This is a genomic window from Isoptericola sp. F-RaC21 (assembly GCF_038593535.1).
GTDB lineage: Bacteria > Actinomycetota > Actinomycetes > Actinomycetales > Cellulomonadaceae > Isoptericola.
In genome coordinates, this window is sequence record NZ_JBCFYX010000002.1 from 439,820 (window position 1) to 465,531 (window position 25,712).

Genomic DNA, 25,712 nt, shown 5'->3' on the forward strand with positions numbered 1-25,712 from the left:
GCCACGATGTCCCCATGAGCGAGGCACGCGGCACTGACGCCCAGGAAGTCCAGCAGGAGAACGACGACACGCTGCGGATCGCGCTGGTCGCGGACGACCAGGCGGGCGAGCTGCTGACCCTGCGCCGGGCGGCGTTCGTCAGCGAGGCGCAGCTGTACGACGACCCGCACATCCCGCCGCTGACGCAGACGCTGCACGAGCTGCGTGACGACATGGCGCGCGACGACGTCGTCACGGTCGGCGCGTGGGAGGGGCACCGGCTGGTGGGGTCGCTCCGCCTGGAGATCGAAGGCCCGAAGGCGACGATCGGCCGGCTCGCCGTCGCGCCGGACCAGCAGGCCAAGGGCATCGGCACGTCCCTGATGTTCGCGATCCTGCAGTTCCTGCCGTCCGAGGTGACCGAGGTGTGGGCGTTCACGGGCAAGGACTCCAAGAGGAACCTCGCCATGTACACCAAGCACGGGTACGAGGAGCAGTACGACCGGGCGGCGGGCAAGCTCACGCTCACCTACCTGCGCCGGGTGCTGGGCGAGGTCGACGCGAGGAACGCGGCGCAGGACCGATGACCGACGCCGGTGGGCGGGCCGCCGCGCGTCCCCGGTCGCGGCGCCCGTCGATGGCCGACGTCGCGGCGGTCGCGGGGGTCTCACACCAGACGGTCTCCCGGGTCCTCAACGACCATCCGAGCGTGCGCGGCGAGACCCGCGAGCGCGTGCTGGAGGCCATCGCGGGCCTCGGCTACCGGCGCAACAGCGCCGCGCGGGCGCTGGCGACGGCACGCTCCACGACCCTCGGCGTGGTCACGACGGGGTCGGCGCTGTTCGGCCCCACCAGCACGCTCATCGCGATCGAGGGCGCCGCCCGCGACCAGGGGTACTACGTCTCCGTCGCCACCTTGCGGCGCTACGACGCCGAGGCGATGCACGAGGCCCTGGAGCACTTCATGGACCAGGGCGTCGAGGCGATCGTGGTCATCGCGCCGCAGGACGACGTCGCGGCCGCCGTCGAGTCCTTCCGCGCGCCCGTGCCGGTGCTGGTGGTCGCGGCGCTGGAGAAGCTGCCGCGCGACGCCGGCACGACGGCGGCCGGGCCGACGACCCTGTCGCTCGCCGTCGACCAGCGGGCCGGGGCGCGCGCCGTGACCGAGCACCTGCTCGACCTCGGGCACCGCGACGTGCTGCACGTCGCCGGGCCGCAGGACTGGTTCGACGCCCGGGAGCGCGCCGCCGGCTGGCGGGAGGCGCTCGAGGCGCGGGGGATCGTGCCGAGCCGGCCGCGGTTCTGCACGTGGTCGGCCGAGGACGGGTATTCCGCGGGCCGCGACCTGGCGGAGGCCGTGGTGGCGCAGGAGGGCCCGACGGCGGTCTTCGCCGGGAACGACCAGCTCGCGCTCGGCATCCTGCGCGCGTTCTGGGAGCGCGGGCTCTCCGTGCCCGACGACGTGTCGGTGGTGGGCTTCGACGACGTCGCGGGTGCGGCGTACTTCGTGCCGCCCCTGACCACGGTGCGCCAGCCGTTCGGGGTGCTGGGGGAGCGCAGCGTGGCGATGGTCGTGGCGGCGCTGGCCGGCGGGAGCGTCCCGACCGAGCGGATCGTGCCGGAGCTCGTGGTGCGCTCGAGCACCGCGCCGCCGCCGGACCATCTCGCGGGGACCTGAACTACCTCGCGGGGACCTGAACTACCTCGCGAAGATCTGAACTACCTCGCGGTGATGTGAACTACCTCGGCAGGGTTGGGCGCGCGCCATGTGAGCGCTAACATGAATCGACCACCACGACGCCCGGGACGGCCGGGCAGGGACGGAGCAACGATGACGCAGGCGGCGCAGCCGGACGGCACCTCCGCGATCCGGGAGGCGATCGCCGAGGGTCGTGCCTCGCTGGGTATCGAGCTCGGCTCCACCAACATCAAGGCGTGCCTGATCGGGCCGGACCACGCGCCCCTCGCGAGCGGCGCGCACGCCTGGGAGAACGACCTCGTCGACGGCGTCTGGACGTACTCCCTCGACGCCGTGCACGCGGGGCTGCAGGGCGCCTACGCCGCGCTGGTGGCCGACGTCGAGCAGCGCTACGGCGTGCGCCCCACCACGTACGCGGGCCTCGGCGTCTCGGCGATGATGCACGGCTACCTGCCGTTCGACGCCGACGACGAGCTGCTCGTGCCGTTCCGCACCTGGCGCAACACGAACACCGGGCCCGCGGCGGCGGAGCTGTCCGCGCTCTTCGGGCACAACATCCCGCTGCGCTGGTCGATCGCGCACCTCTACCAGGCGATCCTCGACGACGAGCCGCACGTGCCGCAGGTCGCGTCGTTCGCGACGCTCGCCGGCTACGTGCACCGCGCCCTGACCGGGCGCCACGTGCTCGGCGTCGGCGACGCGTCGGGCATGTTCCCCATCGACCCGGCCACGGGCGACTACGACGCACGGATGCTCGAGCAGTTCCGGCACCTGGCCGCCGCCAAGCGGCCCGGCCTGCACGTCGAGGGCCTGCTGCCGCAGGTGCTCACCGCGGGCGAGGACGCCGGCCGGCTCACCCCCGAGGGCGCTGCGCTGCTCGACCCCAGCGGCACGCTGCAGCCGGGCGTGCTGTTGTGCCCGCCCGAGGGCGACGCCGGCACCGGCATGGTCGCGACCAACTCCGTCGCGCCGCGCACCGGCAACATCAGCGCGGGCACGTCGATCTTCGCCATGGTGGTGCTCGAGAAGCCGCTCACCAGCGTGCACCACGAGCTCGACCTCGTCACCACGCCGGCGGGCGACCTCGTCGCGATGGTGCACTGCAACAACGGCGCCAGCGAGCTCGACGCGTGGGCCGGCGTGTTCGGCCAGTTCGCGGCCGCGCTCGGACGGCCGGCCGAGCCGGACGCCGTCTTCGGCGCGCTCTTCCGGGCCGCGCTCGACGGCGCGCCCGACGGCGGCGGGCTGCTCGCGTACAACTACCTGGCCGGCGAGCCCATCACGGGCCTCGACGAGGGCCGCCCGCTCGTGGTGCGCACCCCCGACAGCCGCCTGACGCTCGCGAACTTCGCGCGCACCCAGATCTACGGGGCGTTCGGCACGCTCGCGCTCGGCATGCGCGTGCTGCACGGCGAGGGCGTCGCGATCGACACGATGTTCGCCCACGGCGGCCTGTTCAAGACCGCGGGCGTGGCCCAGCGGCTGCTCGCGGGCGCGATCGACGCGCCCGTCGCCGTGGGGCAGACGGCGGGGGAGGGCGGCGCCTGGGGCATCGCCGTCCTCGCGGCCTACGCGAGCGCCCGCGCCGAGACCGCCGCGGCCGGAGAGGCGGCGCCCGCCCTCGACGCGTACCTGACCGAGCGCGTGTTCGCCGGCGTCGAGCTCGACGTCGCCGCGCCGGACGCCGCCGACGTCGCCGGCTTCGCCGCCTATCTGGAGCGGTACTCCGCCGGCCTCGCGGTCGAGCGCGCCGCCACCGCAGCCCTCTGACGACACCCCTGTCGCGACCCGAACCCCCGCACTGGAGAAGCACATGAGCACCCTCACCGAGGTCCCCGCGCACCTGCGCGAGGCCGTCGACGCCGCCAAGGAGAAGGTCGCGGCCCTGCACGCCGAGCTGCCCCGCTGGGAGCTCGTCGTGTGGACCGCCGGCAACGTGTCCGAGCGCGTGGTGAACCCGGACGGCGACGACCTGCTGGTCATCAAGCCGTCCGGCGTCGCCTACGACGACATCACCCCGGAGTCCATGGTGGTCTGCGACCTGGACGCGAACCTCATCGAGGGCGACCGGTCGCCGTCGTCCGACACCGCCGCGCACGCCTACGTGTACTCGCACATGCCCGAGGTGGGCGGCGTCGTGCACACGCACTCCACCTACGCGACGGCCTGGGCCGCGCGCGCCGAGGAGATCCCCTGCGTGCTGACGATGATGGCCGACGAGTTCGGCGGGCCCATCCCCGTGGGCCCGTTCGCGATCATCGGCGACGACTCCATCGGCCGCGGCATCGTCGAGACCCTGAAGGACTCGCGCAGCCCCGCGGTGCTGATGCGCAACCACGGCCCGTTCACGATCGGCAAGGACGCGCGGGCCGCGGTCAAGGCCGCCGTGATGTGCGAGGAGGTGGCCCGCACCGTGCACGTCTCGCGCCAGCTCGGCGAGCCGCTGCCCATCGCGCAGGAGCACGTCGACTCCCTCTACGCCCGCTACCAGAACGTCTACGGCCAGCACTGACACCCATCGGCGGTCGAGCCTGTCGAAACCAGGTTTCGACAGGCTCGACCAGCGGGTCTCGACCGGCTCGACCAGCGACATCGACTCTCGAAGGAGACGCACCACATGAGCAAGCCGTACGCCGACCGCGAGGTCTGGTTCTTCACCGGCAGCCAGGACCTGTACGGGCCGGAGACGCTGGAGCAGGTCGCCCAGCAGTCGCAGGAGGTGGCGCGCGCGCTCGACGCGTCGTCCGACGTGCCCGCGACCGTCGTGTGGAAGCCCGTGCTCAAGGACGCGGACTCCATCCGCCGGGCGATGCTGGACGCGAACGCCGACGACAAGGTGCTCGGCGTCATCACGTGGATGCACACGTTCAGCCCCGCGAAGATGTGGATCTCCGGGCTCGACGCGCTGCGCAAGCCCCTGCTGCACCTGCACACGCAGGCCAACGTCGAGCTCCCCTGGTCGGAGATCGACATGGACTTCATGAACCTCAACCAGGCCGCGCACGGCGACCGGGAGTACGCGTACCTGGCCACGCGCCTGGGCGTCGCGCGTACCACCGTCGTCGGGCACGTGTCCAACCCCGCCGTCTCGCGCCGCGTCGGCACCTGGGTGCGCGGCGCCGCGGGCTGGGCCGCCACGCACGAGCTGAAGCTCGTCCGCTTCGGCGACAACATGCGCAACGTCGCCGTCACCGAGGGCGACAAGACCGAGGCGGAGCTGCGCTTCGGCGTCTCCGTCAACACGTGGGGCGTCAACGACCTGGTCGCCGCCGTCGAGGCGGTGGACGCCGCCGCCGTGGACGCGCTCGTCGCCGAGTACGAGGACCTCTACGACGTGGTGCCCGAGCTGCGCAAGGGCGGCGAGCGGCACGAGTCGCTGCGCTACGCGGCCCGCCAGGAGATCGCCATGGAGGCGTTCCTCGTCGAGCGCGGCGCCAAGGCGTTCACCACGAACTTCGAGGACCTCGGCGGCCTGCGCCAGCTCCCCGGCATCGCGGTGCAGCGCCTCATGAGCAAGGGGTACGGCTTCGGCGCCGAGGGCGACTGGAAGACCGCCGTCCTGGTGCGTGCCGCGAAGGTCATGGGCGAGGGGCTGCCCGGCGGCGCCTCCCTCATGGAGGACTACACCTACGACCTCACGCCCGGTTCCGAGGTCATCCTCGGTGCCCACATGCTCGAGGTCTGCCCGTCGCTCACGACGACGAAGCCCAAGGTGGAGATCCACCCGCTCGGCATCGGCGACCGCGAGGACCCGGTCCGCATGGTCTTCGACGCCGACGCGACCGAGGGCGCCGTCGTCGTCTCGCTCGCCGACATGCGCGACCGCTTCCGCCTCACCGCGAACGTCGTGGACGTCGTCGCGCCCGCCCACGAGCTGCCGAAGCTGCCCGTGGCCCGCGCCGTCTGGGCACCCCGCCCCGACTTCACCACCTCGGCCGAGGCCTGGCTCACCGCCGGCGGCGCGCACCACACCGTGATGTCGACGGCGGCGGGCGTCGAGGCCTTCGAGGTGTTCGCGAACATCGCGCGCACCGAGCTGCTCGTCATCGACGAGGACACCACGCGCCGCGGCTTCGCCGACCAGGTGCGCTGGAATCAGGTGTACTACCGCCTGGCCCAGGGCCTCTGAGCAGTACCGGTCGGACGCCGGCGGTTCGGTAGGCTGACGCCGCCGAGCCGCCGGGGCCGGCCGGTGGACGCACCCCGTGGAGGCCACGCATGGCGAGTCCCGCCGGCGACAAGCCGAACATCCGGCAGGTCGCGCAGCTCGCCGGCGTCTCGCACATGACGGTGTCGCGGGTGCTCAACGACCACCCGAACATCCGCGAGGCCACCCGCCGCCGCGTCGAGGAGGCCATCGAGCAGCTCGGCTACCGGCCGAGCATGACGGCCCGGGCCCTGGCCACCCAGCGCAGCCGGCGCATCGGCGTGCTGGTGGAGAGCGCGGCGACCTTCGGCCCGACCAGCACGCTGTACGCCGTCGAGTCCGCCGCCCGCGCGTCCGGGTACGTGGTGAGCTCGGTGCTCCTGCGGGCGGGGGAGGAGATCACCCCCCAGGAGGCCGTCGACCACCTCGTCGCGCAGGGGGTCGACGCGCTCTGCGTCGTGGCGCCCCGGTCGTCGTCGATCGCGGCGCTGCGCCGCATCGCCGTCGGGGTCCCGGTGCTGGTGGTCAAGCCCGACAAGGACCCGACGTTCCTCACCGTGACCGTCGACCAGCAGGCGGGGACGGCGCTCGCCGTCGACCACCTCGTCTCGCTCGGGCACCGCGACATCCTGCACCTGGCGGGCCCGCTCGACTGGCTGGACGCCCGCACGCGCGAGCGCTCCTTCCACGCCCGGGCGAAGTCGTGGGGGCTGCGCGAGCGCCCCATCGTCGTCGGGGACTGGACGGCCGACTTCGCCTACGACTTCGCGCGCGGGATCCGCGAGCTGCCGGAGTACACGGCGATCTTCGCCGCGAACGACGACATGGCGGTGGGCCTCGTGCACGGCCTGCACGACCGCGGCTTCTCGGTGCCCGACGACGTCAGCGTCGTCGGCTTCGACGACATCCCCCTGGCGCGGCACGTCATCCCGCCGCTGACCACGGTGCGGCAGAACTTCCACGCGCTGGGCGTCTCGGTGGTCGACGTGCTGCGGGCCGCGATCGAGGAGCAGGAGATCCCGCCGGTCACGAAGATCCCCCCGGAGATCGTGGCGCGGGCGTCGAGCGCCGCGCCGCGGAAGGCCACGTCATGAGCTCGCGTCCCGGGGCGCCCGCCCCGGTGGTCGAGATGCGCGGGATCACGGTGGAGCGTGCGGGCGTGCGGGTCCTGGACGACGTGGACCTGGTGCTGCGGCCCGGCGAGGTGCACGCGCTCATGGGGGAGAACGGTGCGGGCAAGTCGACGCTCATCGGCGCGCTGACGGGCACGCTGCCGATCCTGGCGGGGACGGTCGTGGTCGACGGCGCCCCGACGACGCCGACGAGCGTGGCCCGGAGCCGCGCGGACGGGATCGCGACCGTCTTCCAGGAGACGCACCTGAGCCCGCACCTGACCGTGGCCGAGAACGTGATGATCGGCCACGAGGTGCGCGGCCGGCTCGGCATCGACTGGGGTCGGACCCGGGAGCGCGCGTCGGCCGCGCTGGCCGCGCTGGGGATCGAGGACATCGACCCGCGCGCCCCGCTGTCGGCGCTGTCGCCCGCGACCAAGCAGCTCGTGGCGGTGGCGCGGGCGATCGTGCTCGAGCCGCGGGTGCTCGTGCTCGACGAGCCGACGTCGAGCCTCGACGCGGACGAGGCCGCCCGCCTGCTCGGCGTCGTGCGCCGCCTGCGCGACCAGGGCGCCGCCGTGCTGTTCGTCTCCCACTTCCTGGAGCAGGTCTTCGAGGTGAGCGACCGGATGACGGTGCTGCGGGGCGGCCGCGTCGTCGCGGAGTACCGGACGGCGGACGTCGAGCGCGCCGAGCTGATCTCCAAGATGATCGGCGAGGACATCGACGCCCTCCAGGCGCTGCGCTCGCAGCGGCTCGCCCACCACTACGCCGGGACGGGCGAGGCGACGCTGCGGGCGGCGTCGCTCGGGCGCCAGGGCGTCCTCGAGCCGACCGACCTGGAGCTGTCGCGGGGCGAGGTCGTCGGGTTGGCAGGGCTGCGGGGCTCCGGGCGTTCCGAGCTCGCCCGGCTGATGAGCGGGGCGGAGCGCGCCGACGCCGGGGAGCTGTGGCTGGACGGCGTCCGGGTGCAGCTGCGCAGCCCCGCGGCCGCGCTGCGGCACCGGATCGCGATGTCGAGCGAGAACCTGCGCGACGACGGCATCGTCGCGGGCCTCACGGTGCGGGAGAACATCGTGCTGGCGCTGCAGGCGCTGCGCGGGTGGTCGCGGCCGCTGTCCCGCGGCGAGCAGGACGCCGTCGTCGACACCTACCTGGACGCCCTGCACCTGTCGGCCGAGGACCTCGACCGCCCGGCCGGCGAGCTGTCGGGCGGCACGCAGCAGAAGGTGCTGCTCGCCCGGCTGCTGGCCACGCGGCCGCACGTCCTCATCCTCGACGAGCCGACGCGCGGCATCGACATCGCGGCCAAGCTCGAGATCCAGCGCCGGGTGGCGCGGCTGGCGGGCGAGGGCGTCGCCGTCGTCTTCATCTCCTCCCAGCTCGAGGAGGTGGTGCGGCTCGCCGACCGCATCGTGGTGCTCAAGGACCGGGAGAAGATCGGCGAGCTGAGCAACGGGCCCGGCGTCACCGTCGACACCATCGTCGAGATGATCGCCGCGGACGTCGACGAGTTCGACGCCGGCGACTCCTGAGCCTCGTCGTGGGGCCGCTCGTGGCCCCCTGCACGACCAGAACGGGGCCACGAGCGGACCCACGACGATCACGGGGACGGCTGCCGCGGCCGTTACGGAACCGTGACGTCGAATCCTGGACCACCTCTATGTGACCGGTCACATCTCCGCTATGTTAGCGGTCACACAAGCGTTGCCGGAGGGTCAGAGCAGACCCACGGACCGGGCTACCGGTCGGCCGGCGTCTCAAGGAGGAGATCATGAGCACACACTTCCGGCGCGCCGGTGCGGCGCTCTTCGCCGCGGCCCTCACGACGGCCTCGCTGGTCGCGTGCAGCAGCGAGCAGGCACCCCAGGGCGGCGGGGACGGCGGCGGCGAGTCGGCCGCGGCCTCCGACACGATCACCCTCGGCTTCTCGCAGGTCGGGGCCGAGTCCGGCTGGCGCGCGGCCAACACCAAGTCGATCCAGGACACGCTCACCCAGGAGAACGGGTTCGACCTCAAGTTCTCCGACGCGCAGCAGAAGCAGGAGAACCAGATCCAGGCGATCCGGTCCTACATCCAGCAGCAGGTCGACGTCATCGCCTTCTCGCCGGTCGTCGAGACCGGCTGGGACGCGGTGCTCGAGGAGGCCAAGGCCGCGAACATCCCGGTGATCCTCACCGACCGCGCCGTCGACTCCGAGGACGACACCCTGTACGAGTCGTTCATCGGCTCGGACTTCGTCGAGGAGGGCAAGCGCGCCGGCGAGTGGGCCAAGGAGCAGTACGACGGCGAGGGCTACAAGGCCGTCGAGCTGCAGGGCACCACCGGCGCGGCCCCGATGATCGACCGGCAGAAGGGTTTCGCCGACGCGATCGCGGGCTCCGACATCGAGATGATCGACTCGCAGACGGGCAACTTCACCCGCACCGAGGGCAAGCAGGTGATGGAGGGCTTCCTGCAGAAGTACGACGACATCGACCTGGTCTTCGCCCACAACGACGACATGGGCCTGGGCGCCATCGAGGCGATCGAGGCCGCGGGCAAGGTGCCGGGCAAGGACATCAAGATCATCACGGTCGACGGCGTCAAGGACGGCATGCAGGCGCTCGCCGACGGCAAGATCAACTACATCGTCGAGTGCAACCCGCTGCTCGGCCCGGACCTCGCGGAGATCGCGAAGAAGGTCGTGGCCGGCGAGGAGGTCGAGAAGCGCATCGTCACGAAGGACGAGGCGTTCGACTCCGAGGCCGCGAAGGCCGCGCTGCCGGACCGCCAGTACTGACCGTCGGTACGCTCCACCGAGACCCGCGGTGGGTGCGGCGCGGGACGCCCGCGCCGCACCCACCGCGCTCCACGGAAGGTCAACGATGACGCCAACGGACGCCGGCGACGCCGGCAGCACCCCCGACGTCCCCCAGGACGTGCGCCCCGTCGTCGAGATGACCGGGATCTCCATCGAGTTCCCGGGCGTCAAGGCGCTCGACGGCGTGGACCTGCGGCTCCTGCCGGGCGAGGTGCACGCCCTCATGGGCGAGAACGGCGCGGGGAAGTCCACGCTGATCAAGGCGCTCACGGGCGTCTACGGCATCGACTCCGGCGAGATCCTCGTCGACGGCCGGCCGCACCGGTTCTCCGGGCCGGGCGAGGCGCAGGCCGCGGGGGTCGCCACCGTGTACCAGGAGGTCAACCTCTGCGAGAACCTCACGGTCGCGGAGAACATCATGCTCGGCAACGAGCCCCGGCGGCTCGGCGCCATCGACTGGCCGCGCACGCGCCGCCGGGCGGTCGAGCACCTCGCCACCATGGGGCTCGACGTCGACCCCGCCTCGTCGCTCGGCTCGCACTCGATCGCCGTGCAGCAGCTCGTCGCGATCAGCCGGGCCATGGTGGTGGACGCCAAGGTGCTCATCCTCGACGAGCCGACGTCGAGCCTCGACGCCGACGAGGTCGCGCGGCTCTTCGCCGTCGTGCGCCGGCTGCGCGACCAGGGCGTCGCGATCCTGTTCGTCTCCCACTTCCTCGAGCAGGTCTTCGAGCTGTCCGACCGCATGACCGTGCTGCGCAACGGCACGCGGGTGGGGGAGTACCGCACGTCCCAGATCACGCGCAGCGAGCTCGTCTCGCGGATGATCGGCCGGTCGATGGAGGTGCTCGAGGACCTGGAGGTCCGCACCGAGCGCGCCGTCGACGCGAACCGGGGCACGCCGTTCGTCCAGGCCGTGGGCCTGGGGCGGCGCGGCTCCGTGCAGGCGTTCGACCTCGACGTCCACGAGGGCGAGGTCGTGGGGCTGGCCGGCCTGCTCGGCTCCGGGCGCACGGAGGTGGCCCGCCTGCTCGCCGGCGCGGACCGGGCCGACACGGGCACGCTGTCCGTGAAGGGGGTCCCGACCCGCCTGCGCACGCCGCGCGCCGCGATCGGGCGCAAGATCGCGTTCTCCTCGGAGGACCGCAAGGGCGAGGGCGTGGTCGGCGACCTCACGGTCCGCGAGAACATCGTGCTGGGCCTCCAGGCCGAGCGCGGCTGGGTGCGTCCGCTGCCGGGCAGGCAGGTCGACGAGATCGTGCACCGGTACATCGACGCGCTGAACATCCGGCCCGCCAACCCCGACGCCCTGCTGCGCAACCTGTCGGGCGGCAACCAGCAGAAGGTGCTCCTCGCCCGCTGGCTCGCCACCGCGCCCGAGCTGTTCATCCTCGACGAGCCCACCCGCGGCATCGACGTCGGCGCCAAGGCGGAGATCCAGCGCCTGGTGTCCGACCTCGCGGGCCGCGGCATGGCGGTGCTGTTCATCTCCGCCGAGCTCGAGGAGGTGGTGCGGCTCAGCCACCGCATCGCCGTGATGCGCGACCGGCAGAAGGTCGCCGAGCTGACCAACACCGACACCGTCGGCGTCGACGACGTCGTCGAGCTCATCGCGAGCGGAGGGGACCGCTGATGCCCACGTCTCAGGCCACCGGCGGGTTCGGCGCCGTCGTGCGCCACCACCTGTTCTGGCCGGTCGTCGCCCTCGTCGCGCTGCTCGCCGTCAACACGGCCGTCCGCCCGGGCTTCCTGTCCGTGTCGATCCTCGACGACCACCTCTTCGGGTCGCCGATCGACATCCTGCGCAACTGCGCCCCGCTCATGCTGGTCGCGCTCGGCATGTCGCTGGTGATCGCCACGCGCGGCATCGACCTGTCCGTCGGGGCCGTGGTCGCGATCTCGGGGGCGGTGGCCCTCACCTTCATCGCGGGCGCGCCCGATCCCGCCTCGACCACGACCGTGCTGCTCGCGATCGGCATGGCCCTCGCGCTCGGGCTGCTGCTCGGCGTGTGGAACGGGTTCCTCGTGTCGGTGCTCGGGATCCAGCCGATCATCGCCACCCTCATCCTCATGACCGCCGGGCGCGGCGTCGCGATGCTCATCACCGAGGGGCAGATCACCACGGTCACGAGCGCCCCGTTCAAGACGCTCGGCGCCGGGTACTGGCTCGGGCTGCCCGTCGCGACGCTCGTGGCGTTCGGCGTGTTCGCGCTCGTCGCGCTGCTCGTGCGGCGCACCGCGCTGGGCATGCTGGTCGAGTCCGTCGGCATCAACCCGGCCGCCAGCCGGCTCGCCGGCGTGCGCGCGCGGACCATCGTGTGGACCGTCTTCGCGCTCTCGGGGCTCTTCTCCGCCCTCGCCGGGCTGATCCTGTCGTCCAACGTCATGGCGGCCGACGCGAACAACGCCGGCCTGTTCATCGAGCTGGACGCGATCCTCGCCGTCGTCATCGGCGGCACGTCGCTGGCCGGGGGCAAGTTCTCGCTGTCGGGCACATTCGTCGGTGTGCTCATCATCGCGACGCTGTCCCTCACGGTGACGAACGTGGGCATCTCGCCGCTCGTGACGCCGCTGTTCAAGGCGCTCGTCGTCGCCGCGGTGACGCTGCTCCAGTCGCCCGCCATGCGGCGCAAGCTCTCGGAACGCACGCGACGGCGGGGCAGGACGGCGCCGATCGCGCCGTCGGACAAGCCCGCGGACGTGTCCACGGACAAGGTGGTGGCCTCATGACGACCCTCGCATCCTCGCGCCCGGGGGCGCCGTCCCCGGACCGCGTGCCGTCCGTCGGCCGCCGCCTGCGCGTCGACCGGCGCTACCTGCCCGTGGTCGGCACCCTCGTGGTGTTCGTCCTGCTGCTCGTGGTCGGCGGCGCGCGCTACGACAACTTCCTGTCCGTCGGCGTGCTCGCGAACCTGTTCATCAACAACGCGTTCCTCATCGTGCTGGCGGTCGGGATGACGTTCGTCATCCTCACGGGCGGCATCGACCTGTCGGTCGGCTCGGTGCTCGCGCTGTCCGGCGTGACCGCGGCCTACCTGCTGCGCGCGGGCGTCCCGGCCGGCGTCGTGATCCCGCTGGTGGTGCTCATCGGCTCGCTGATCGGGCTCCTCGTGGGCGCCATGGTGCACGTCTTCGAGGTGCAGCCCTTCATCGCGACGCTCGCGGCGATGTTCTTCGCGCGCGGGCTGTGCTTCCTCATCGCCCCGGAGTCGATCCCGATCGACGACCCGACCTTCGTCGCCCTGGCGTCCTGGGACACGTGGGCCGGCGGGCAGTGGCGGATCACCTCGAGCGTCGTGATCGCGCTGGTCGTGGTGGCCGTGGCGTTCTACCTGCTGCACTACACCCAGTTCGGCCGCACCGTGTACGCGATCGGGGGCGGCGAGCAGTCGGCGAAGCTGATGGGCCTGCCCGTCGCGCGCACCAAGGTGCTGGTGTACGTCATCAGCGGCACGTGCGCCGGCCTCGGCGGCCTGCTGTTCGCCATGTTCTCGCGGTCGGGCTACTCCCTGACCGGCGTGGGCATGGAGCTCGACGCGATCGCGGCCGTCGTCATCGGCGGCACGCTGCTCACCGGCGGCACGGGCTTCGTGCTCGGCTCGGTGCTCGGCGTGCTCGTGCTCGGACTCATCCAGACGATCATCACCTTCGAGGGCACCCTCTCCTCGTGGTGGACCAAGATCGTCATCGGCGCGCTGCTGCTGGTCTTCGTGGTCCTGCAGCGGCTCCTCGCGCTGCGGCGCTCCTAGCGCCCGTCAGGGTGGAGGCACCCGGCGGCGCAGGGCGCCGTCGGGAGCCCCGCCCTTCGCTACCCCCGCACCTGTACGACGACGTACTCGAACCGGAGGACTACAACGATGCACACCCGATCCCGATGGTCGACGCCCGTGGCGCTGGCCCTCGCCCTCGCGCTGCCCGCGACGGCGGCCGCGGCCGTCCCGCCACGAGCGGCTCCCGCCGAGGCCGCCGCGCCCTCGGCGTCCACCGCCGTCGACGACCAGGGCGCCTACGTCTTCCCCTACTTCGCCGGCGAGCAGGACGGCGGGGAGAAGATCTACCTGGCCGTCAGCGAGGCCGACGACCCCACCGCGTGGACCACCCTGAACGACGGCGAGCCCGTGCTCGAGTCCACCCTCGGCACGAAGGGCCTGCGCGACCCGTTCCTCACCCGCAACCCCGAGACCGGCACCTACTACCTGCTGGCCACCGACCTGAAGATCGCGGGCGGCGGCAACTTCGGCGACGCCCAGGAGACCGGCAGCCGGTCGTTGATGGTGTGGTCGTCGGACGACCTGATCCACTGGTCCGACCAGCAGGAGGTCGAGCTGGCGCCGCCGAACGCCGGCAACCTGTGGGCGCCGGAGGCGACGTGGGACGCCGAGGCCGGGCAGTTCCTCGTGTACTGGGCCTCCGCGCTGTACCCGGACGACGTCGCGCCCGAGGACCGCGACATCGCGACGTCGTACCAGCGGATGCTGTCCGCCACGACGCCCGACTTCTCGCCGGGCAGCTTCTCCGAGCCGAAGCCCTGGATCGACCAGAAGCGCGGCGAGGGCCGCGGGATGATCGACTCCACGATCGCGGTCGAGGACGGCACCTACTACCGGTTCACCAAGGACGAGGCGGACATGACGGTCCGCGAGGAGTCCTCCGACGACCTGTCCCGCACGCAGGGCGTGACCGACGGCGACGGCTGGGACCTGGTCGCCGAGCACGTCGGCGTCGGCCAGCCCAACCCGTGGGGCGGGGAGTTCACCGCCGGGGAGGGTCCCACCGTCTTCCCGTCCCTCACGGACGACTCCTGGTACATGATGATCGACCAGCCGTCGTACCACGGCGGCCAGGGGTACCTGCTGTTCCGCACCGACGACCTGGCGAGCGGCGACTGGACGTCCGTGCCCGACGCGGAGCTGCCGAGCCACCCCCGCCACGGCACGGTGCTGCCGATCACCACCGCCGAGCAGCAGGCGCTGCTCGAGGCCTTCCCGCCTGGCGAGCCGGACGTCGTCGAGCAGCGGCTGACGATCGACTCCGCGGCCGAGCGCACCGAGATGAGCGACGACCTTTACGGCGTGTTCTACGAGGACATCAACTACGCCGCCGACGGCGGCCTGTACGCCGAGCTGGTGCGTAACCGGTCGTTCGAGTTCGACGCGTCCGACAACCGGTCGTTCACCGGGCTGACCGGCTGGGCGAAGACCGGCGGAGGCGAGGTCGCCGTCGAGTCCGAGCGCGGCGAGTGGCTGAACGACAGCAACCGGCACTACCTCACGGTGACCTCCGACGGCACCACGGGCGTCGCCAACTCCTCCTACAACGAGGGCGTCGCCCTCGAGAAGGGCGCGTCGTACGACTTCTCCGTCTGGGCGCGCAGCGACGTCGCGCAGGACCTCACCGCGACGCTCGTCTCCGCCGACGGCGCGACGACGTACGGCACGGCGAGCGTGGCCGTCGAGGGTTCCGACGAGTGGACGCAGTACACGGCCACGGTCACGGCGTCCGCGACGACGGACGCCGCCCGGCTGCAGGTGGCCTCGGGCGCCGAGGGCACGCTGCGCCTGGACATGGTGTCCCTGTTCCCGCAGGACACGTGGGTGGGGCCGGTCAACGGCAAGAGCACGCTGCGCAAGGACCTCGCCGAGAAGGTCGCGGCGCTCGACCCGAGCTTCCTGCGGTTCCCCGGCGGCTGCGTCACCAACGTCGGCACCTTCGACTCCTACCTCGAGTCCGACGGCCAGGACCGCCAGCGCACGTACCAGTGGAAGGAGACCATCGGCCCGGTCGAGGAGCGCCCGACCAACTGGAACTTCTGGGGCTACAACCAGTCGTACGGCATCGGCTACCTCGAGTACCTCGAGTTCGCCGAGGACCTCGGCGCCTTCGCGCTGCCCGTCGTGTCCGTGGGCGCCAACGGCTGCGGCTCGACCATCCCGGAGATGACCGACGCGCAGCGCCCGCGCTGGATCCAGGACACCCTGGACCTCATCGAGTTCGCCACGGGCGCCACCGACACCGAGTGGGGCGCGAAGCGCGCCGAGCTCGGGCACCCGGAGCCGTTCAACCTGCCGTATATCGGCCTGGGGAACGAGGAGAACACCCCGAAGTTCCAGGAGAACTTCCCGGCCTTCCGGGACGCCATCGAAGCCGAGTTCCCCGACATCACGATCATCTCGAACTCCGGCCCCGACGACGAGGGCGCGCGGTTCGACGAGCTCTGGGACTTCAACCGGGAGCAGGGCGTCGCGATGGTCGACGAGCACTACTACAACGACCCGTCGTGGTTCCTCACGCACACCGAGCGGTACGACTCCTACGACCGGAACGGGCCGCACGTCTTCCTGGGCGAGTACGCGTCCAAGGGCAACACCTTCGGCAACGCGCTCGCGGAGGCGGCCTACATGACCGGCCTGGAGCGCAACTCCGACGTCGTCGAGCTCGCGTCGTACGCGCCGATGTTCGCCAACGAGGACTACGTGCAGTGGTCGCCGGACATGATGTGGTTCGACAACGACGAGTCCTGGGGCTCGGTGAACTACTACACGCAGCAGATGTTCATGAACAACACCGGCGACCAGGTCGTCCCGTCCGAGCTGGGCGACGGGCCCGACGTCGTCCCGCCGGACGTCGACGGCGGCGTCTTCCTGTCCACATGGGCCACGCAGGCGTCGTACGACGACGTGAGGGTCACGGACACCGCGAGCGGCGACGTGCTGTTCTCCGACACGTTCGACGACGCGTCGCAGTGGGAGCCGCAGCGCGGCACCTGGGCGGTGGCGGACGGGCGGTACACCCAGTCCGACGCCGCGGTCGAGGACGCGCGCACGCTGATCACCGGCGCGTACGACAAGGACTGGAAGAACTCCACGATGGAGGTCACCGCCCGGAAGACCGGCGGCGCGGAGGGCTTCCTCGTCGGGTTCGGCGCGGGCGCGAGCGACGACTTCTACTGGTGGAACCTCGGCGGCTGGGGGAACACCCGCTCGGTGCTGGAGCGGGCCGACGGCGCGCGCCAGGGCGAGGTCGCCGCGGCCGAGTCGTTCACGCCGCTGGAGAACGGTCGGGACTACGCGATCAAGGTCGTCGTCGAGGGGCGCACCATCAAGCTCTACCTCGACGGCGAGCTGCAGCTCACCTACACCGAGCCCGTGACGAAGTCGCTGTTCCAGGTCGTGACCCACGACGAGGAGACCGGCGAGCTCGTCGCCAAGGTGGTCAACGTCGGCGACGCCGTCGCGCGGACCGACGTCGAGGTCACGGGCGGCTTCGATCCGGCCGCCACCGCGCAGGTCACCGAGATGGTCGCCGACCCGTCGGCGACCAACACCAAGGCACGCCCGGAGCGCGTGGTCCCGGTGGACCGGACGTTCGAGGGGGCGGGGGAGTCGTTCACCTACGACTTCCCGGCGCACTCGATCACGTTCCTGCGGCTCGCCCCCGACCGCTCGGGGGAGACCGGCGACACGCCCAGCGCCGTGCGGGCGCAGGTGAAGCCGGCGTCCGTCGTCGCGGGCACCGACGCGCGCGTCGACGTCACGGCGACGGCCGCCCAGGGCCGCGGGTCGGCGCCCCGGGCGACCGGGACGGTGACGGTCGACCTCGACGGGCGGGCCGTCACGGCCCACCTGAAGGAGGGCCGCGCCACCGTGACGGTGCCGACCCGGGGCGTGGACCCCGGCCGCCACGACGTCGTCGTCCGCTACGGCGGGGACGCACGCTACGCACCGAGCGAGGTGACGAAGACGCTCACGGTCCGGGCACCCCGGAAGTAGGCGGACTGCCCCGGGCGCTGCGGCGCCCGGGGCAGTTCTCGGCTCCTCGGCACCGGGCACAGCTCGATCCTTCACGTCGCCGGCACGGACGACTGGTACATCGCCTACCACCGCTTCGGCATCCCCGGCGGCGACGGCACGCACCGGGAGACGACGATCGACCGGCTCGACGTCGGCGACGACGGGCTCTTCCAGCCCGTGGCGCCGACGCTCACCGGCGTGGACCCCGTCGACATCGGCTGATCGCGCCGCCGGTCGAGCCTGTCGAGACCACGCGCTGGGTCTCGACAGGCTCGACCGGTCGGTATCGGTCAGGCGAGCTTGGCCCGCGCGGCGGTCCGCACGACCTTCTCCGCGTCGGCGGCGCTCAGCAGGCCCTCGCCGACGAACCGGTCGGCGACCTCGGCGACGCGGGCCACGAACCGGCCGCGGTTCGGGAAGCCGCCGCCGGACCAGACGGCGTCGAGCAGCGACGTGCCGTCGGGTCGACGCACGTTCTCGACGCCCGCGTCGTCCCCGCCGAACACCACCCGCGGCTCGGACCGCCGCACGTACATGTGGTAGCTCGTGTTGTCGCCGGACCAGGCGGGCTCCAGCTCGAGGTCCCCCATCCGGAAGTAGCCGCCCCCGGTGGGCGTGAGCGCGCCGTCCACCGTGCCGTCGAGAGCCATGTGGCCGTAGAACGACAGCTCGAGGTAGTCGGTCTGCTTCGAGCGGGCCAGCAGCACCGTCGGCCCCCACTCGATGCTCACCAGGCCCGGGTCGTCGACGGTCGGGACCACGCGCACGCCGAGCGGCATCTCGACGTCGACCACGTCGCCCGGCGACCAGCGGCGGTCGAGGCTCACGTACCCGCCGGGCGCCGCGTCGACGTCCTGGCGACGACCGTTGACCCGCACCGTGAACCCGCGGGCGATCCATCCGGGCACCCGCAGCCGAAGGTCGAGCCGCCCCGAGCCCTCCACCCGCAGCCGGCTGGAACCGACCTTCGGGTACTCGGTCTCCTGCGTGACGCGGAACCCTCGGTCGGCCCACTCCAGCGTCGACGCGAGGTACAGGTTCACCCACAGGGTGCGGCCGTCCGTGCTGCGGAAGTAGATCGAGTCCCGGTACTTCGTGTGGTTCTCCAGGCCCGTGCCGCCGCAGCAGGTGCCGGTGTTGCCGTACTCGCGGAGCGTGCCCGGGTTGACGCCGTACATGTACGTGACGTCGGGGCTCGTGCTCGAGGTCCGGTTCCGCTTGGACCCCACGATCTGGTTGAGCAGCCCCCGCTCGTAGAAGTCCATGTACCGCCCGTCGAGCGAGTGCCAGAACAGCAGGCGGGACAGCTTGAGCATGTTGTGCGTCCCGCACGTCTCCGCGTTGCGGGGCCCGATGTTCCCGGCGACCGTGTGCGCCGGCCCGAACCGCTCGCCCTCGCCGTGGCCGCCGTGCGCGAACGTGCGCCCCGGCACGACCATGCCCCAGAAGCCCTCGGCCGCCTTGAGGTACTTCTCGGAGTCCGTGAGGTCGTACGTCTTGAGGTACCCGGTGATCTGCGGGATGTGCTGGTTGGCGTGCAGGCCGTTCAGCGTGTCCCGGCCCCGGGCGCACGCGTCGACGAGCGACGTGAGGTCGAACAACCGGGCCGTGTCGACGTGCGTGTCGTCGCCGGTGAGAGCGGCGAGGTCGCAGAGCACCTCGTTCATGCCGCCGTACTCGCCGGCGATGTAGATGCCCCACATCTTCTGCCGCTGCTCCGCCGGCAGCGGCGCCAGGCGGCCGCGCACCCAGTGCGCCATCGACGTCGCGATGTCGAGCGCCTGGGCGTTGTCCGCGAGCGTCGCGGCGTCGCGGAGCCCGGCCATGATCTTGTGGCACGTGTAGTAGGGCGCCCAGATCTCGCCGTAGAGCGCGTACTTCTCGAGCTGGCTGAACTGCCACTCGCCGTAGGCGGCGAGGAACCCGGGGTGGCTGTACCGGCCGGACGCGGCCAGCGCGGCCTGCACCTCGCCCAGACCCTCGACGACGGCGTCCACCTTGTCCTTGAACACCTGCTCGCCGGTGCTCGCCCACGCCTGCGCGAGCGCGGACAGCCAGTGGCCGCCGTAGTGCCCGCGCAGCAGGTTGGCGCGCGGGGCGTCCTTGCCCGGGTAGTCGTCGGGGCCCCAGGCGTCCTCGTCGGGGTCGCCGAAGCCCTCCCACCCGCCGGGCGGCTGCGCGCCGCGGGTGTCGAGGCCGGCGTTGCGCCGGAAGACGGCGAGCACCCGGTCGGTGGGGTAGGCGCGCAGCAGGCGCAGGACCTGGTCCTGCGCCCGCGTGGCGACGCTGTCCGCGAGGGACACGTCGGACAGGCGGAACGGCTCGGCCACCCAGTGGTCGAGGGTCGGCGTACGGTCCAGCATCGCGCGGTAGCGTGCGGGCAGGACGGCGCCGGCGACGGGCGCGCCGTTCGCGGGCGCCGCGGCGGCGGAGCCGGCCGTGCCCAGGGCCGCGGCCGTGCCGGCGGCGCCGGTCAGGCCGAGGCCCAGCAGGGCACGCCGGGACAGGCCGGGTGCAGGGGTGGTGCGTGCGGAGATCTGGGACATCGGTGTCGTTCAGCTCCTCGGGTGGTCTCAACGTCGAGCGTCTGCTCCGGCGGCGGTGCCGAAACTGACCGAAAAGGCTTTCGGTCGAATGTAGGGCGGGGCCGCGGCGTCGTCAAGAGATGCCGGAGTGGCACACTGCCAGCACGGCCGAAGGTGGCACCGGGTCGGGGAAGGGGACGTGACGGTGGCGGACGACGGAGGACCCGCGCGTGCCGCGACGCTCACTGACGTCGCGAGGATGGCCGGCGTGTCCACCGCCACGGCATCCAAGGCGATCAACGGGCGCGCCCAGGTCCGGGCCGAGACGCGTGCGCGGGTGCTCGAGGCGGCCGAACGGCTGTCGTTCGCCCCGAACGCGCTCGCGCGCAGCCTGCTGGAAGGGCGCACCGGAACCGTCGGCCTGCTGACGTCCGACCTCGAGGGACGCTTCTCCATCCCGGTCCTCATGGGCGCCGAGGACGCGTTCGGAGCCGGTCAGGTGTCGGTGTTCCTGTGCGACGCGCGCGGCGACGCGATCCGCGAGCAGCACCACCTCCGCGCCCTGCTGTCGCGCCGGGTGGACGGGCTGATCGTCGTGGGGTCGCGGACGGACCCTCGGCCGCCGCTCGGTGGCAGCCTGCCGGTCCCGGTGGTCTACGCCTATGCGCCGTCCCTCCACCCCGACGACATGTCCGTCACGACCGACAGCGTCGATGCGGGGCGGCTCGCGATCGAGCACCTGCTCTCCTGCGGGCGGCGCCGCATCGCGCACGTGACGGGCGACATCGAGCACCGGGCCGCGCAGGACCGGGCGGCGGGTGCGAGAGAGACGCTCGCGTCCCACGGCCTGGAGCTGGTGGGCGGCAGGGCGTTCTTCGGGTCGTGGAGCGAAGGGTGGGGCCGGGCCGCGGCGCGCACCCTCCTCGAGCGCTTCGACGACGTGGACGGCTTCTTCTGCGGCAGCGACCAGATCGCCCGGGGCGTGCTGGACGGCCTGCGTGAGGCGGGGCGCGACGTGCCCGGCGACATCTCCGTGATCGGCTTCGACAACTGGGAGGTGCTCGCTGCGAACGCGCGGCCACAGCTCACCAGCGTCGACATGAACCTGGAGCAGGTCGGCCGGGTCGCGGCGCAGCGGCTGTTCGCGGCGATCGACGGGGAGCGGGCGTCCGGAGTCGAGGAGCTGCCCTGCCGCATCGTCACGCGGGAGTCGACCCTGCCTGTCGCCTGACCGTCGAGCGACCGCGGCCGGGACCGTGCAAGCGCTGCAAGAAGCGCAAGCGGCTTGCGTGATCGCGTGTACAGTCGAGCGCATGTCGAGACGACTGGCCGACGTGGCCGCGAAGGTGGGGGTCAGCGAGGCGACGGTCAGCCGGGTGCTCAACGGCAAGCCCGGCGTGTCGCAGGCGACGCGGGACGCCGTGCTCACGGCGCTGGACGTGCTGGGCTACGAGCGCCCGACCAAGCTGCGTGGCGACCGGCCGCGCCTGGTGGGCCTGGTGCTGCCGGAGCTGGCGAACCCGATCTTCCCCGCCTTCGCGGAGGTGGTGGGCGGCGCCCTGGCGCAGCAGGGCTTCACGCCCGTGCTGTGCACGCGGACCGCGGGCGGCATCTCCGAGGCGGAGTACATCGACCTGCTGCTGGGCCAGCAGGTGTCGGGAGTCATCTTCGCGGGCGGCTTCTACGCCGAGCGCGACGCCGACCACGCGCACTACGAGCGGCTGCAGGCGCTGAACCTGCCGGTGGTCCTCATCAACGCCTCCATCGAGAGCCTCGACTTCCCGCACGTCTCGTGCGACGACCTGATCGCCACGCACCAGGCGCTGGAGCACCTCGTGTCCATGGGACACACGCGGATCGGGCTGCTGCTGGGCCCGCGCGACCACGTCCCGTCCGAGCGCAAGCTCGCGGCGGCACGCGGCTTCGCTCGGCGGCACGGAGTCGAGATCCCGGACGAGCTCGTGGTGCACAGCCAGTACTCCCTCGAGAGCGGCCAGGCCTCGACGGGCCGCCTGCTCGACGCCGGTGCGACGGCGATCCTGTGCGCGTCGGACCCGCTCGCCCTCGGCGCGGTCCGCGCGGTGCGGCGCGCGGGGCTCGAGGTGCCGCGCGACGTGTCGGTGGTCGGCTACGACGACTCCGCGCTGATGAACTCCACGGACCCGGCGCTCACGACGGTCCGGCAGCCGATCGACGCGATGGGCCGGGCCGCCGTCGACATCCTGGCCAGCATGATCGGCGGCGCCACGGTGTCGCGCGACGAGCTGCTCTTCGAGCCGGAGCTCGTGGTGCGACGCTCGACGGCCGCCGCCCCGCGTCCCACGGGCTGACGCCGGGCCGTCGCCGCACGGCCGGTCGGGCGACCTCCTGTCGCCCGGCCGGCCTTTGTCGTGCCCGGGTTCGGGACGTACCGATGTCGCAGTTCGGTAACGCATCTGTCGAGTTCTTGCGCACGTCACGTCGCATCATTACTGTCCTGCTCATCGACGGCGATGTGGAAGGGGCTCATCGGTGAGCACAGGGCAGGACGCCGAGTGGTGGCGCAGCGCGGTGATCTACCAGGTCTACCCGCGGTCGTTCGCCGACGGGAACGGCGACGGCACGGGTGACCTCGCGGGGGTGCGGCAGCACCTCGGCTACCTCCAGGACCTCGGCGTCGACGCGCTGTGGTTCACCCCCTGGTACGTGTCGCCGCTGGCGGACGGCGGGTACGACGTCGCGGACTACCGCGCGATCGACCCGCAGTTCGGCACCCTGGCCGAGGCCGAGACGCTCATCGCCGAGGCCCGCGCGCTGGGCATCCGCACGATCGTCGACATCGTGCCCAACCACGTCTCGTCGGAGCACCCCTGGTTCCGTGCGGCGCTCGCGGCCGGCCCGGGCTCCCCCGAGCGCGAGCGGTTCTGGTTCCGGCCGGGCCGTGGCCCGGGCGGCGACGAGCTGCCCACCCGCTGGGTCTCGGACTTCCAGGGCACCACCTGGACCCGCACCACCGATCCCGACGGCACGCCGGGCGAGTGGTACCTCCACCTGTTCGCCCCGTCGCAGCCCGACCTCAACTGGGACCACCCCGACGTGCGCCGCGAGCACGAGGACATCCTGCGGTTCTGGTTCGACCGCGGCGCCGCCGGCATCCGCATCGACTCCGCGGCGCTGCTGGTCAAGGACCCGGCGCTGCCCGAGGTGCCCGAGGACCCGGGGCCGGGGGAGCACCCGCACGTGGACCGCGACGAGCTGCACGACGTCTACCGTTCCTGGCGGGCCGTGGCCGACTCCTACGACGAGCCGCGCGTGCTGGTCGGGGAGGTGTGGCTGCCCGACACGGAGCGGTTCACCCGGTTCCTGCGCCCGGACGAGATGCACACGGCGTTCAACTTCGACTTCATGGCCCGCCCGTGGGAGGCCAAGGCGCTGCGCGAGTCGATCGCGACGACGCTCGACGCGCACGCCCCCGTCGGGGCGCCCGCCACCTGGGTGCTGTCCAACCACGACGTCACCCGCCCGGTGACCCGCTACGGCCGCGAGGACTCGTCGTTCGCGTTCGCGGCCAAGCGGTTCGGCACCCCGACCGACATGGACCTCGGACGCCGCCGGGCCCGCGCCGCCGCCCTGCTGGTGGCCGCCCTGCCGGGCGCCCTCTACGTCTACCAGGGCGACGAGCTCGGCCTCCCGGAGGTCGAGGACCTGCCGCGCGAGCTCATCCAGGACCCGATGCACGACCGGTCCGGCGGCGTCGACCCCGGCCGGGACGGCTGCCGCGTGCCGCTGCCGTGGACGCGCGGCGGCCCCTCGCTCGGATTCGGCCCCGACGGCGGGGCGCCGCCCTGGCTGCCGCAGCCCGCAGCGTGGGGCGGCCTGTCGGTCGAGGCGCAGGAGGCCGCCCCCGCGTCGATGCTGTCGCTGTACCGCCGCGTCCTCGCCGCCCGGCGCGCCGAGCCCGCGCTGCGCGGGGGCGGCCTGCGCTGGCTCGACTCCCTCGCCGGCGTCCCGCTGCGCGACGACATCCTCGCCTTCGTGCGGGAGGCCGCGACGGGCGACCGCCTGGCGTGCGTCGTCAACCTCGGGCCCGAGCCCGTCCCGCTGCCGGCCGACGCCGACGTCGTGCTGCACAGCGCCGACCCTCACCCGATCCGGCAGGTTGCGACGGACGTCGCGGCCTGGCTCCGGCTGTGAGCCGGCCGTGCCTCGCGCCGGCCGTCACCGCCGGGCGTCCCCGCAGCACCAGCAGCACCACCGCGGTCCCATCCACGAAGGAGTGACGATGAAGTCCACACGAAAGCCGGCCGCGCTCGTCCTGGTGGGCGCGCTCACGACGGGCGCGCTCGCCGCGTGCTCCGGCGGGAGCGACCCGCAGGACGAGAGCACCAACTCGGCGGGGCAGGTCACCCTCTCGGTGGTCTCCCTGCTGCCCGGGTCCACCGAGGAGGCGGTCGCCGCCTTCGAGGACCAGGTCGCGGAGTTCGAGAAGGCGAACCCCGACATCGACGTGCAGCCCGAGGAGTACGAGTGGAAGGCGACGACGTTCGCCGCCCAGCTCGCGGGCGGCACGCTGCCCGACGTCTTCGAGATCCCCTTCACGGACGCGCAGGGCCTGGTGGAGAACGGCCAGCTCGCCGACATGGACGCGCAGTTCCGCGCCTTGCCGTACGCCGACCAGTTCAACCCGACGATCCTCGAGGCGGGCACGGGCGCCGACGGCCACGTCTACGCGATCCCGGCGAAGAACGCCTACCCCGTGGCGCTGCACTACAACCGGGCGCTCTTCGAATCGGCCGGGCTCGACCCCGACCAGCCGCCGACCACCTGGGAGGAGGTCCGCGAGGACGCGAAGAAGATCGCCGACGCCAACCCCGGCGTCGCCGGCTTCGCCACGATGACCCAGAACAACACGGGCGGCTGGCAGCTCACCGCGCAGACCGTGGCGCGCGGCGGCCGCACCGTCGAGACCGACGCGGACCAGAAGGCCACGGCGACCCTCGACAACGCGGGCACCAAGGAGGCGCTCCAGTTCCTCCACGACCTGCGGTGGGAGGACGAGTCGATGGGCGGCAACTTCCTGCTCGACTGGGGCAGCATCAACCAGGAGTTCGCGGCCGGCCAGGTCGGCATGTTCACCTCCGGCTCCGACATCTACACGTCCCTGGTGCAGACCAACGCCGTCGACCCGGACACGTACGGGCTCGCGCCGATCCCGCTGTCCGACACGCCCGAGGCGGCGACGCTCACCGGGGGCACGCTCGCCGGTGTGCCGGCGAACGTGGACGACGGCGTCAAGGACGCCGCGATGAAGTGGATCGACTTCTTCTACCTGAACAAGCTGGTCGATGAGGACCGCGCGGTCGCCGACGCCGAGACCCTCGCCAAGAACGACCAGCCGGTCGGCACGCCCGTCCTGCCGATGTTCTCGAAGGAGCAGTACGAGCAGAACCAGGAGTGGATCGCGGACTACGTCAACGTGCCGCTCGACCAGATGACGGCGTTCACCGACGCGATGTTCGACCTGCCGCTCGCCGGCGAGCCGTCGCAGAAGACGCAGGAGGTGTACGCGCTGCTCGACCCGGTCGTGCAGGCGGTGCTCACCGACGAGAACGCGGACATCGACGCCCTGCTCGCCGACGCGAACACGCAGGCCCAGGCGCTGCTCGACCAGGGCTGAC

Annotated in this window: 17 protein-coding genes; 16 read left to right on the forward strand and 1 reads right to left on the reverse strand. The window is 72.4% G+C overall.

Features of this window, described 5'->3' with window-relative positions; translation table 11 throughout:
• Positions 1 to 14 precede the first annotated feature (14 nt).
• The 12 genes from AAG589_RS07440 (at position 15) to AAG589_RS07495 (ending at position 17,509) form a co-directional block, all read left to right on the forward strand.
• On the forward strand, positions 15 to 566 hold the full coding sequence (locus tag AAG589_RS07440) for a GNAT family N-acetyltransferase (RefSeq protein ID WP_430566609.1): 552 nt from the start codon (positions 15 to 17) through the stop codon (positions 564 to 566).
• Positions 567 to 616: 50 nt separating this feature from the next.
• The gene (locus AAG589_RS07445) at positions 617 to 1,657 is read left to right on the forward strand and encodes a LacI family DNA-binding transcriptional regulator (protein WP_430567164.1); all 1,041 of its coding nucleotides are present in this window, start codon (positions 617 to 619) and stop codon (positions 1,655 to 1,657) included.
• Positions 1,658 to 1,810: 153 nt separating this feature from the next.
• Positions 1,811 to 3,448: a xylulokinase gene (locus AAG589_RS07450; protein WP_430566610.1), complete on the forward strand. Its 1,638-nt coding sequence runs from the start codon at positions 1,811 to 1,813 to the stop codon at positions 3,446 to 3,448.
• A gap of 43 nt (positions 3,449 to 3,491) precedes the next feature.
• Complete coding sequence (locus AAG589_RS07455; RefSeq protein ID WP_430566611.1) at positions 3,492 to 4,190, forward strand: L-ribulose-5-phosphate 4-epimerase; 699 nt, start codon at positions 3,492 to 3,494, stop codon at positions 4,188 to 4,190.
• A 105-nt stretch (positions 4,191 to 4,295) separates the two neighbouring features.
• Complete coding sequence (gene araA, locus AAG589_RS07460) at positions 4,296 to 5,807, forward strand: L-arabinose isomerase (RefSeq protein ID WP_430566612.1); 1,512 nt, start codon at positions 4,296 to 4,298, stop codon at positions 5,805 to 5,807.
• Between the two features lie 89 nt (positions 5,808 to 5,896).
• Positions 5,897 to 6,919, forward strand: a complete 1,023-nt coding sequence (locus tag AAG589_RS07465; RefSeq protein WP_430566613.1) for a LacI family DNA-binding transcriptional regulator — start codon at positions 5,897 to 5,899, stop codon at positions 6,917 to 6,919.
• On the forward strand, positions 6,916 to 8,472 hold the full coding sequence (locus tag AAG589_RS07470) for a sugar ABC transporter ATP-binding protein (protein ID WP_430566614.1): 1,557 nt from the start codon (positions 6,916 to 6,918) through the stop codon (positions 8,470 to 8,472). The genes AAG589_RS07465 and AAG589_RS07470 overlap by 4 nt, the downstream gene beginning before the upstream one ends.
• A gap of 239 nt (positions 8,473 to 8,711) precedes the next feature.
• Positions 8,712 to 9,719, forward strand: a complete 1,008-nt coding sequence (locus AAG589_RS07475; RefSeq protein ID WP_430566615.1) for an ABC transporter substrate-binding protein — start codon at positions 8,712 to 8,714, stop codon at positions 9,717 to 9,719.
• Between the two features lie 85 nt (positions 9,720 to 9,804).
• Complete coding sequence (locus AAG589_RS07480; protein WP_430566616.1) at positions 9,805 to 11,373, forward strand: sugar ABC transporter ATP-binding protein; 1,569 nt, start codon at positions 9,805 to 9,807, stop codon at positions 11,371 to 11,373.
• On the forward strand, positions 11,373 to 12,470 hold the full coding sequence (locus AAG589_RS07485) for an ABC transporter permease (RefSeq protein ID WP_430566617.1): 1,098 nt from the start codon (positions 11,373 to 11,375) through the stop codon (positions 12,468 to 12,470). Before AAG589_RS07480 ends, AAG589_RS07485 begins: the two co-directional genes overlap by 1 nt.
• Positions 12,467 to 13,489, forward strand: coding sequence for a galactofuranose ABC transporter, permease protein YjfF (yjfF, locus tag AAG589_RS07490; RefSeq protein ID WP_430566618.1), 1,023 nt, complete (start codon positions 12,467 to 12,469; stop codon positions 13,487 to 13,489). The genes AAG589_RS07485 and yjfF overlap by 4 nt, the downstream gene beginning before the upstream one ends.
• A 108-nt stretch (positions 13,490 to 13,597) precedes the next feature.
• The gene (locus AAG589_RS07495; RefSeq protein ID WP_430566619.1) at positions 13,598 to 17,509 is read left to right on the forward strand and encodes an alpha-L-arabinofuranosidase C-terminal domain-containing protein; all 3,912 of its coding nucleotides are present in this window, start codon (positions 13,598 to 13,600) and stop codon (positions 17,507 to 17,509) included.
• 311 nt (positions 17,510 to 17,820) lie between these two features.
• On the opposite strand, the gene AAG589_RS07500 is transcribed toward AAG589_RS07495, so the two are convergent.
• Positions 17,821 to 20,076 (reverse strand): glycoside hydrolase family 127 protein, encoded by a 2,256-nt coding sequence (locus AAG589_RS07500; RefSeq protein WP_430566620.1) that lies wholly within the window; start codon positions 20,074 to 20,076, stop codon positions 17,821 to 17,823.
• Between the two features lie 184 nt (positions 20,077 to 20,260).
• Between AAG589_RS07500 and AAG589_RS07505 the strand changes: the two genes are divergently transcribed.
• The 4 genes from AAG589_RS07505 (at position 20,261) to AAG589_RS07520 (ending at position 25,711) form a co-directional block, all read left to right on the forward strand.
• A complete protein-coding gene (locus AAG589_RS07505; protein WP_430566621.1) occupies positions 20,261 to 21,286 on the forward strand; it encodes a LacI family DNA-binding transcriptional regulator in 1,026 nt (341 codons plus the stop codon).
• An 82-nt stretch (positions 21,287 to 21,368) separates the two neighbouring features.
• A complete protein-coding gene (locus tag AAG589_RS07510) occupies positions 21,369 to 22,385 on the forward strand; it encodes a LacI family DNA-binding transcriptional regulator (RefSeq protein ID WP_430566622.1) in 1,017 nt (338 codons plus the stop codon).
• A gap of 181 nt (positions 22,386 to 22,566) precedes the next feature.
• Positions 22,567 to 24,228: a glycoside hydrolase family 13 protein gene (locus tag AAG589_RS07515; protein WP_430566623.1), complete on the forward strand. Its 1,662-nt coding sequence runs from the start codon at positions 22,567 to 22,569 to the stop codon at positions 24,226 to 24,228.
• Between the two features lie 88 nt (positions 24,229 to 24,316).
• Positions 24,317 to 25,711, forward strand: coding sequence for an extracellular solute-binding protein (locus AAG589_RS07520; protein WP_430566624.1), 1,395 nt, complete (start codon positions 24,317 to 24,319; stop codon positions 25,709 to 25,711).
• Position 25,712 lies beyond the last annotated feature (1 nt).

Excerpts from the sequence above, each read along its gene's own strand:
- AAG589_RS07440 (WP_430566609.1), top strand. The coding sequence starts at position 15 with ATGAGCGAGGCACGCGGCACTGACGCCCAGGAAGTCCAGCAGGAGAAC.
- AAG589_RS07445 (WP_430567164.1), top strand. The coding sequence starts at position 617 with ATGGCCGACGTCGCGGCGGTCGCGGGGGTCTCACACCAGACGGTCTCC.
- AAG589_RS07450 (WP_430566610.1), top strand. The coding sequence starts at position 1,811 with ATGACGCAGGCGGCGCAGCCGGACGGCACCTCCGCGATCCGGGAGGCG.
- AAG589_RS07455 (WP_430566611.1), top strand. The coding sequence starts at position 3,492 with ATGAGCACCCTCACCGAGGTCCCCGCGCACCTGCGCGAGGCCGTCGAC.
- araA (WP_430566612.1), top strand. The coding sequence starts at position 4,296 with ATGAGCAAGCCGTACGCCGACCGCGAGGTCTGGTTCTTCACCGGCAGC.
- AAG589_RS07465 (WP_430566613.1), top strand. The coding sequence starts at position 5,897 with ATGGCGAGTCCCGCCGGCGACAAGCCGAACATCCGGCAGGTCGCGCAG.
- AAG589_RS07470 (WP_430566614.1), top strand. The coding sequence starts at position 6,916 with ATGAGCTCGCGTCCCGGGGCGCCCGCCCCGGTGGTCGAGATGCGCGGG.
- AAG589_RS07475 (WP_430566615.1), top strand. The coding sequence starts at position 8,712 with ATGAGCACACACTTCCGGCGCGCCGGTGCGGCGCTCTTCGCCGCGGCC.
- AAG589_RS07480 (WP_430566616.1), top strand. The coding sequence starts at position 9,805 with ATGACGCCAACGGACGCCGGCGACGCCGGCAGCACCCCCGACGTCCCC.
- AAG589_RS07485 (WP_430566617.1), top strand. The coding sequence starts at position 11,373 with ATGCCCACGTCTCAGGCCACCGGCGGGTTCGGCGCCGTCGTGCGCCAC.
- yjfF (WP_430566618.1), top strand. The coding sequence starts at position 12,467 with ATGACGACCCTCGCATCCTCGCGCCCGGGGGCGCCGTCCCCGGACCGC.
- AAG589_RS07495 (WP_430566619.1), top strand. The coding sequence starts at position 13,598 with ATGCACACCCGATCCCGATGGTCGACGCCCGTGGCGCTGGCCCTCGCC.
- AAG589_RS07500 (WP_430566620.1), bottom strand. The coding sequence starts at position 20,076 with ATGTCCCAGATCTCCGCACGCACCACCCCTGCACCCGGCCTGTCCCGG.
- AAG589_RS07510 (WP_430566622.1), top strand. The coding sequence starts at position 21,369 with ATGTCGAGACGACTGGCCGACGTGGCCGCGAAGGTGGGGGTCAGCGAG.
- AAG589_RS07520 (WP_430566624.1), top strand. The coding sequence starts at position 24,317 with ATGAAGTCCACACGAAAGCCGGCCGCGCTCGTCCTGGTGGGCGCGCTC.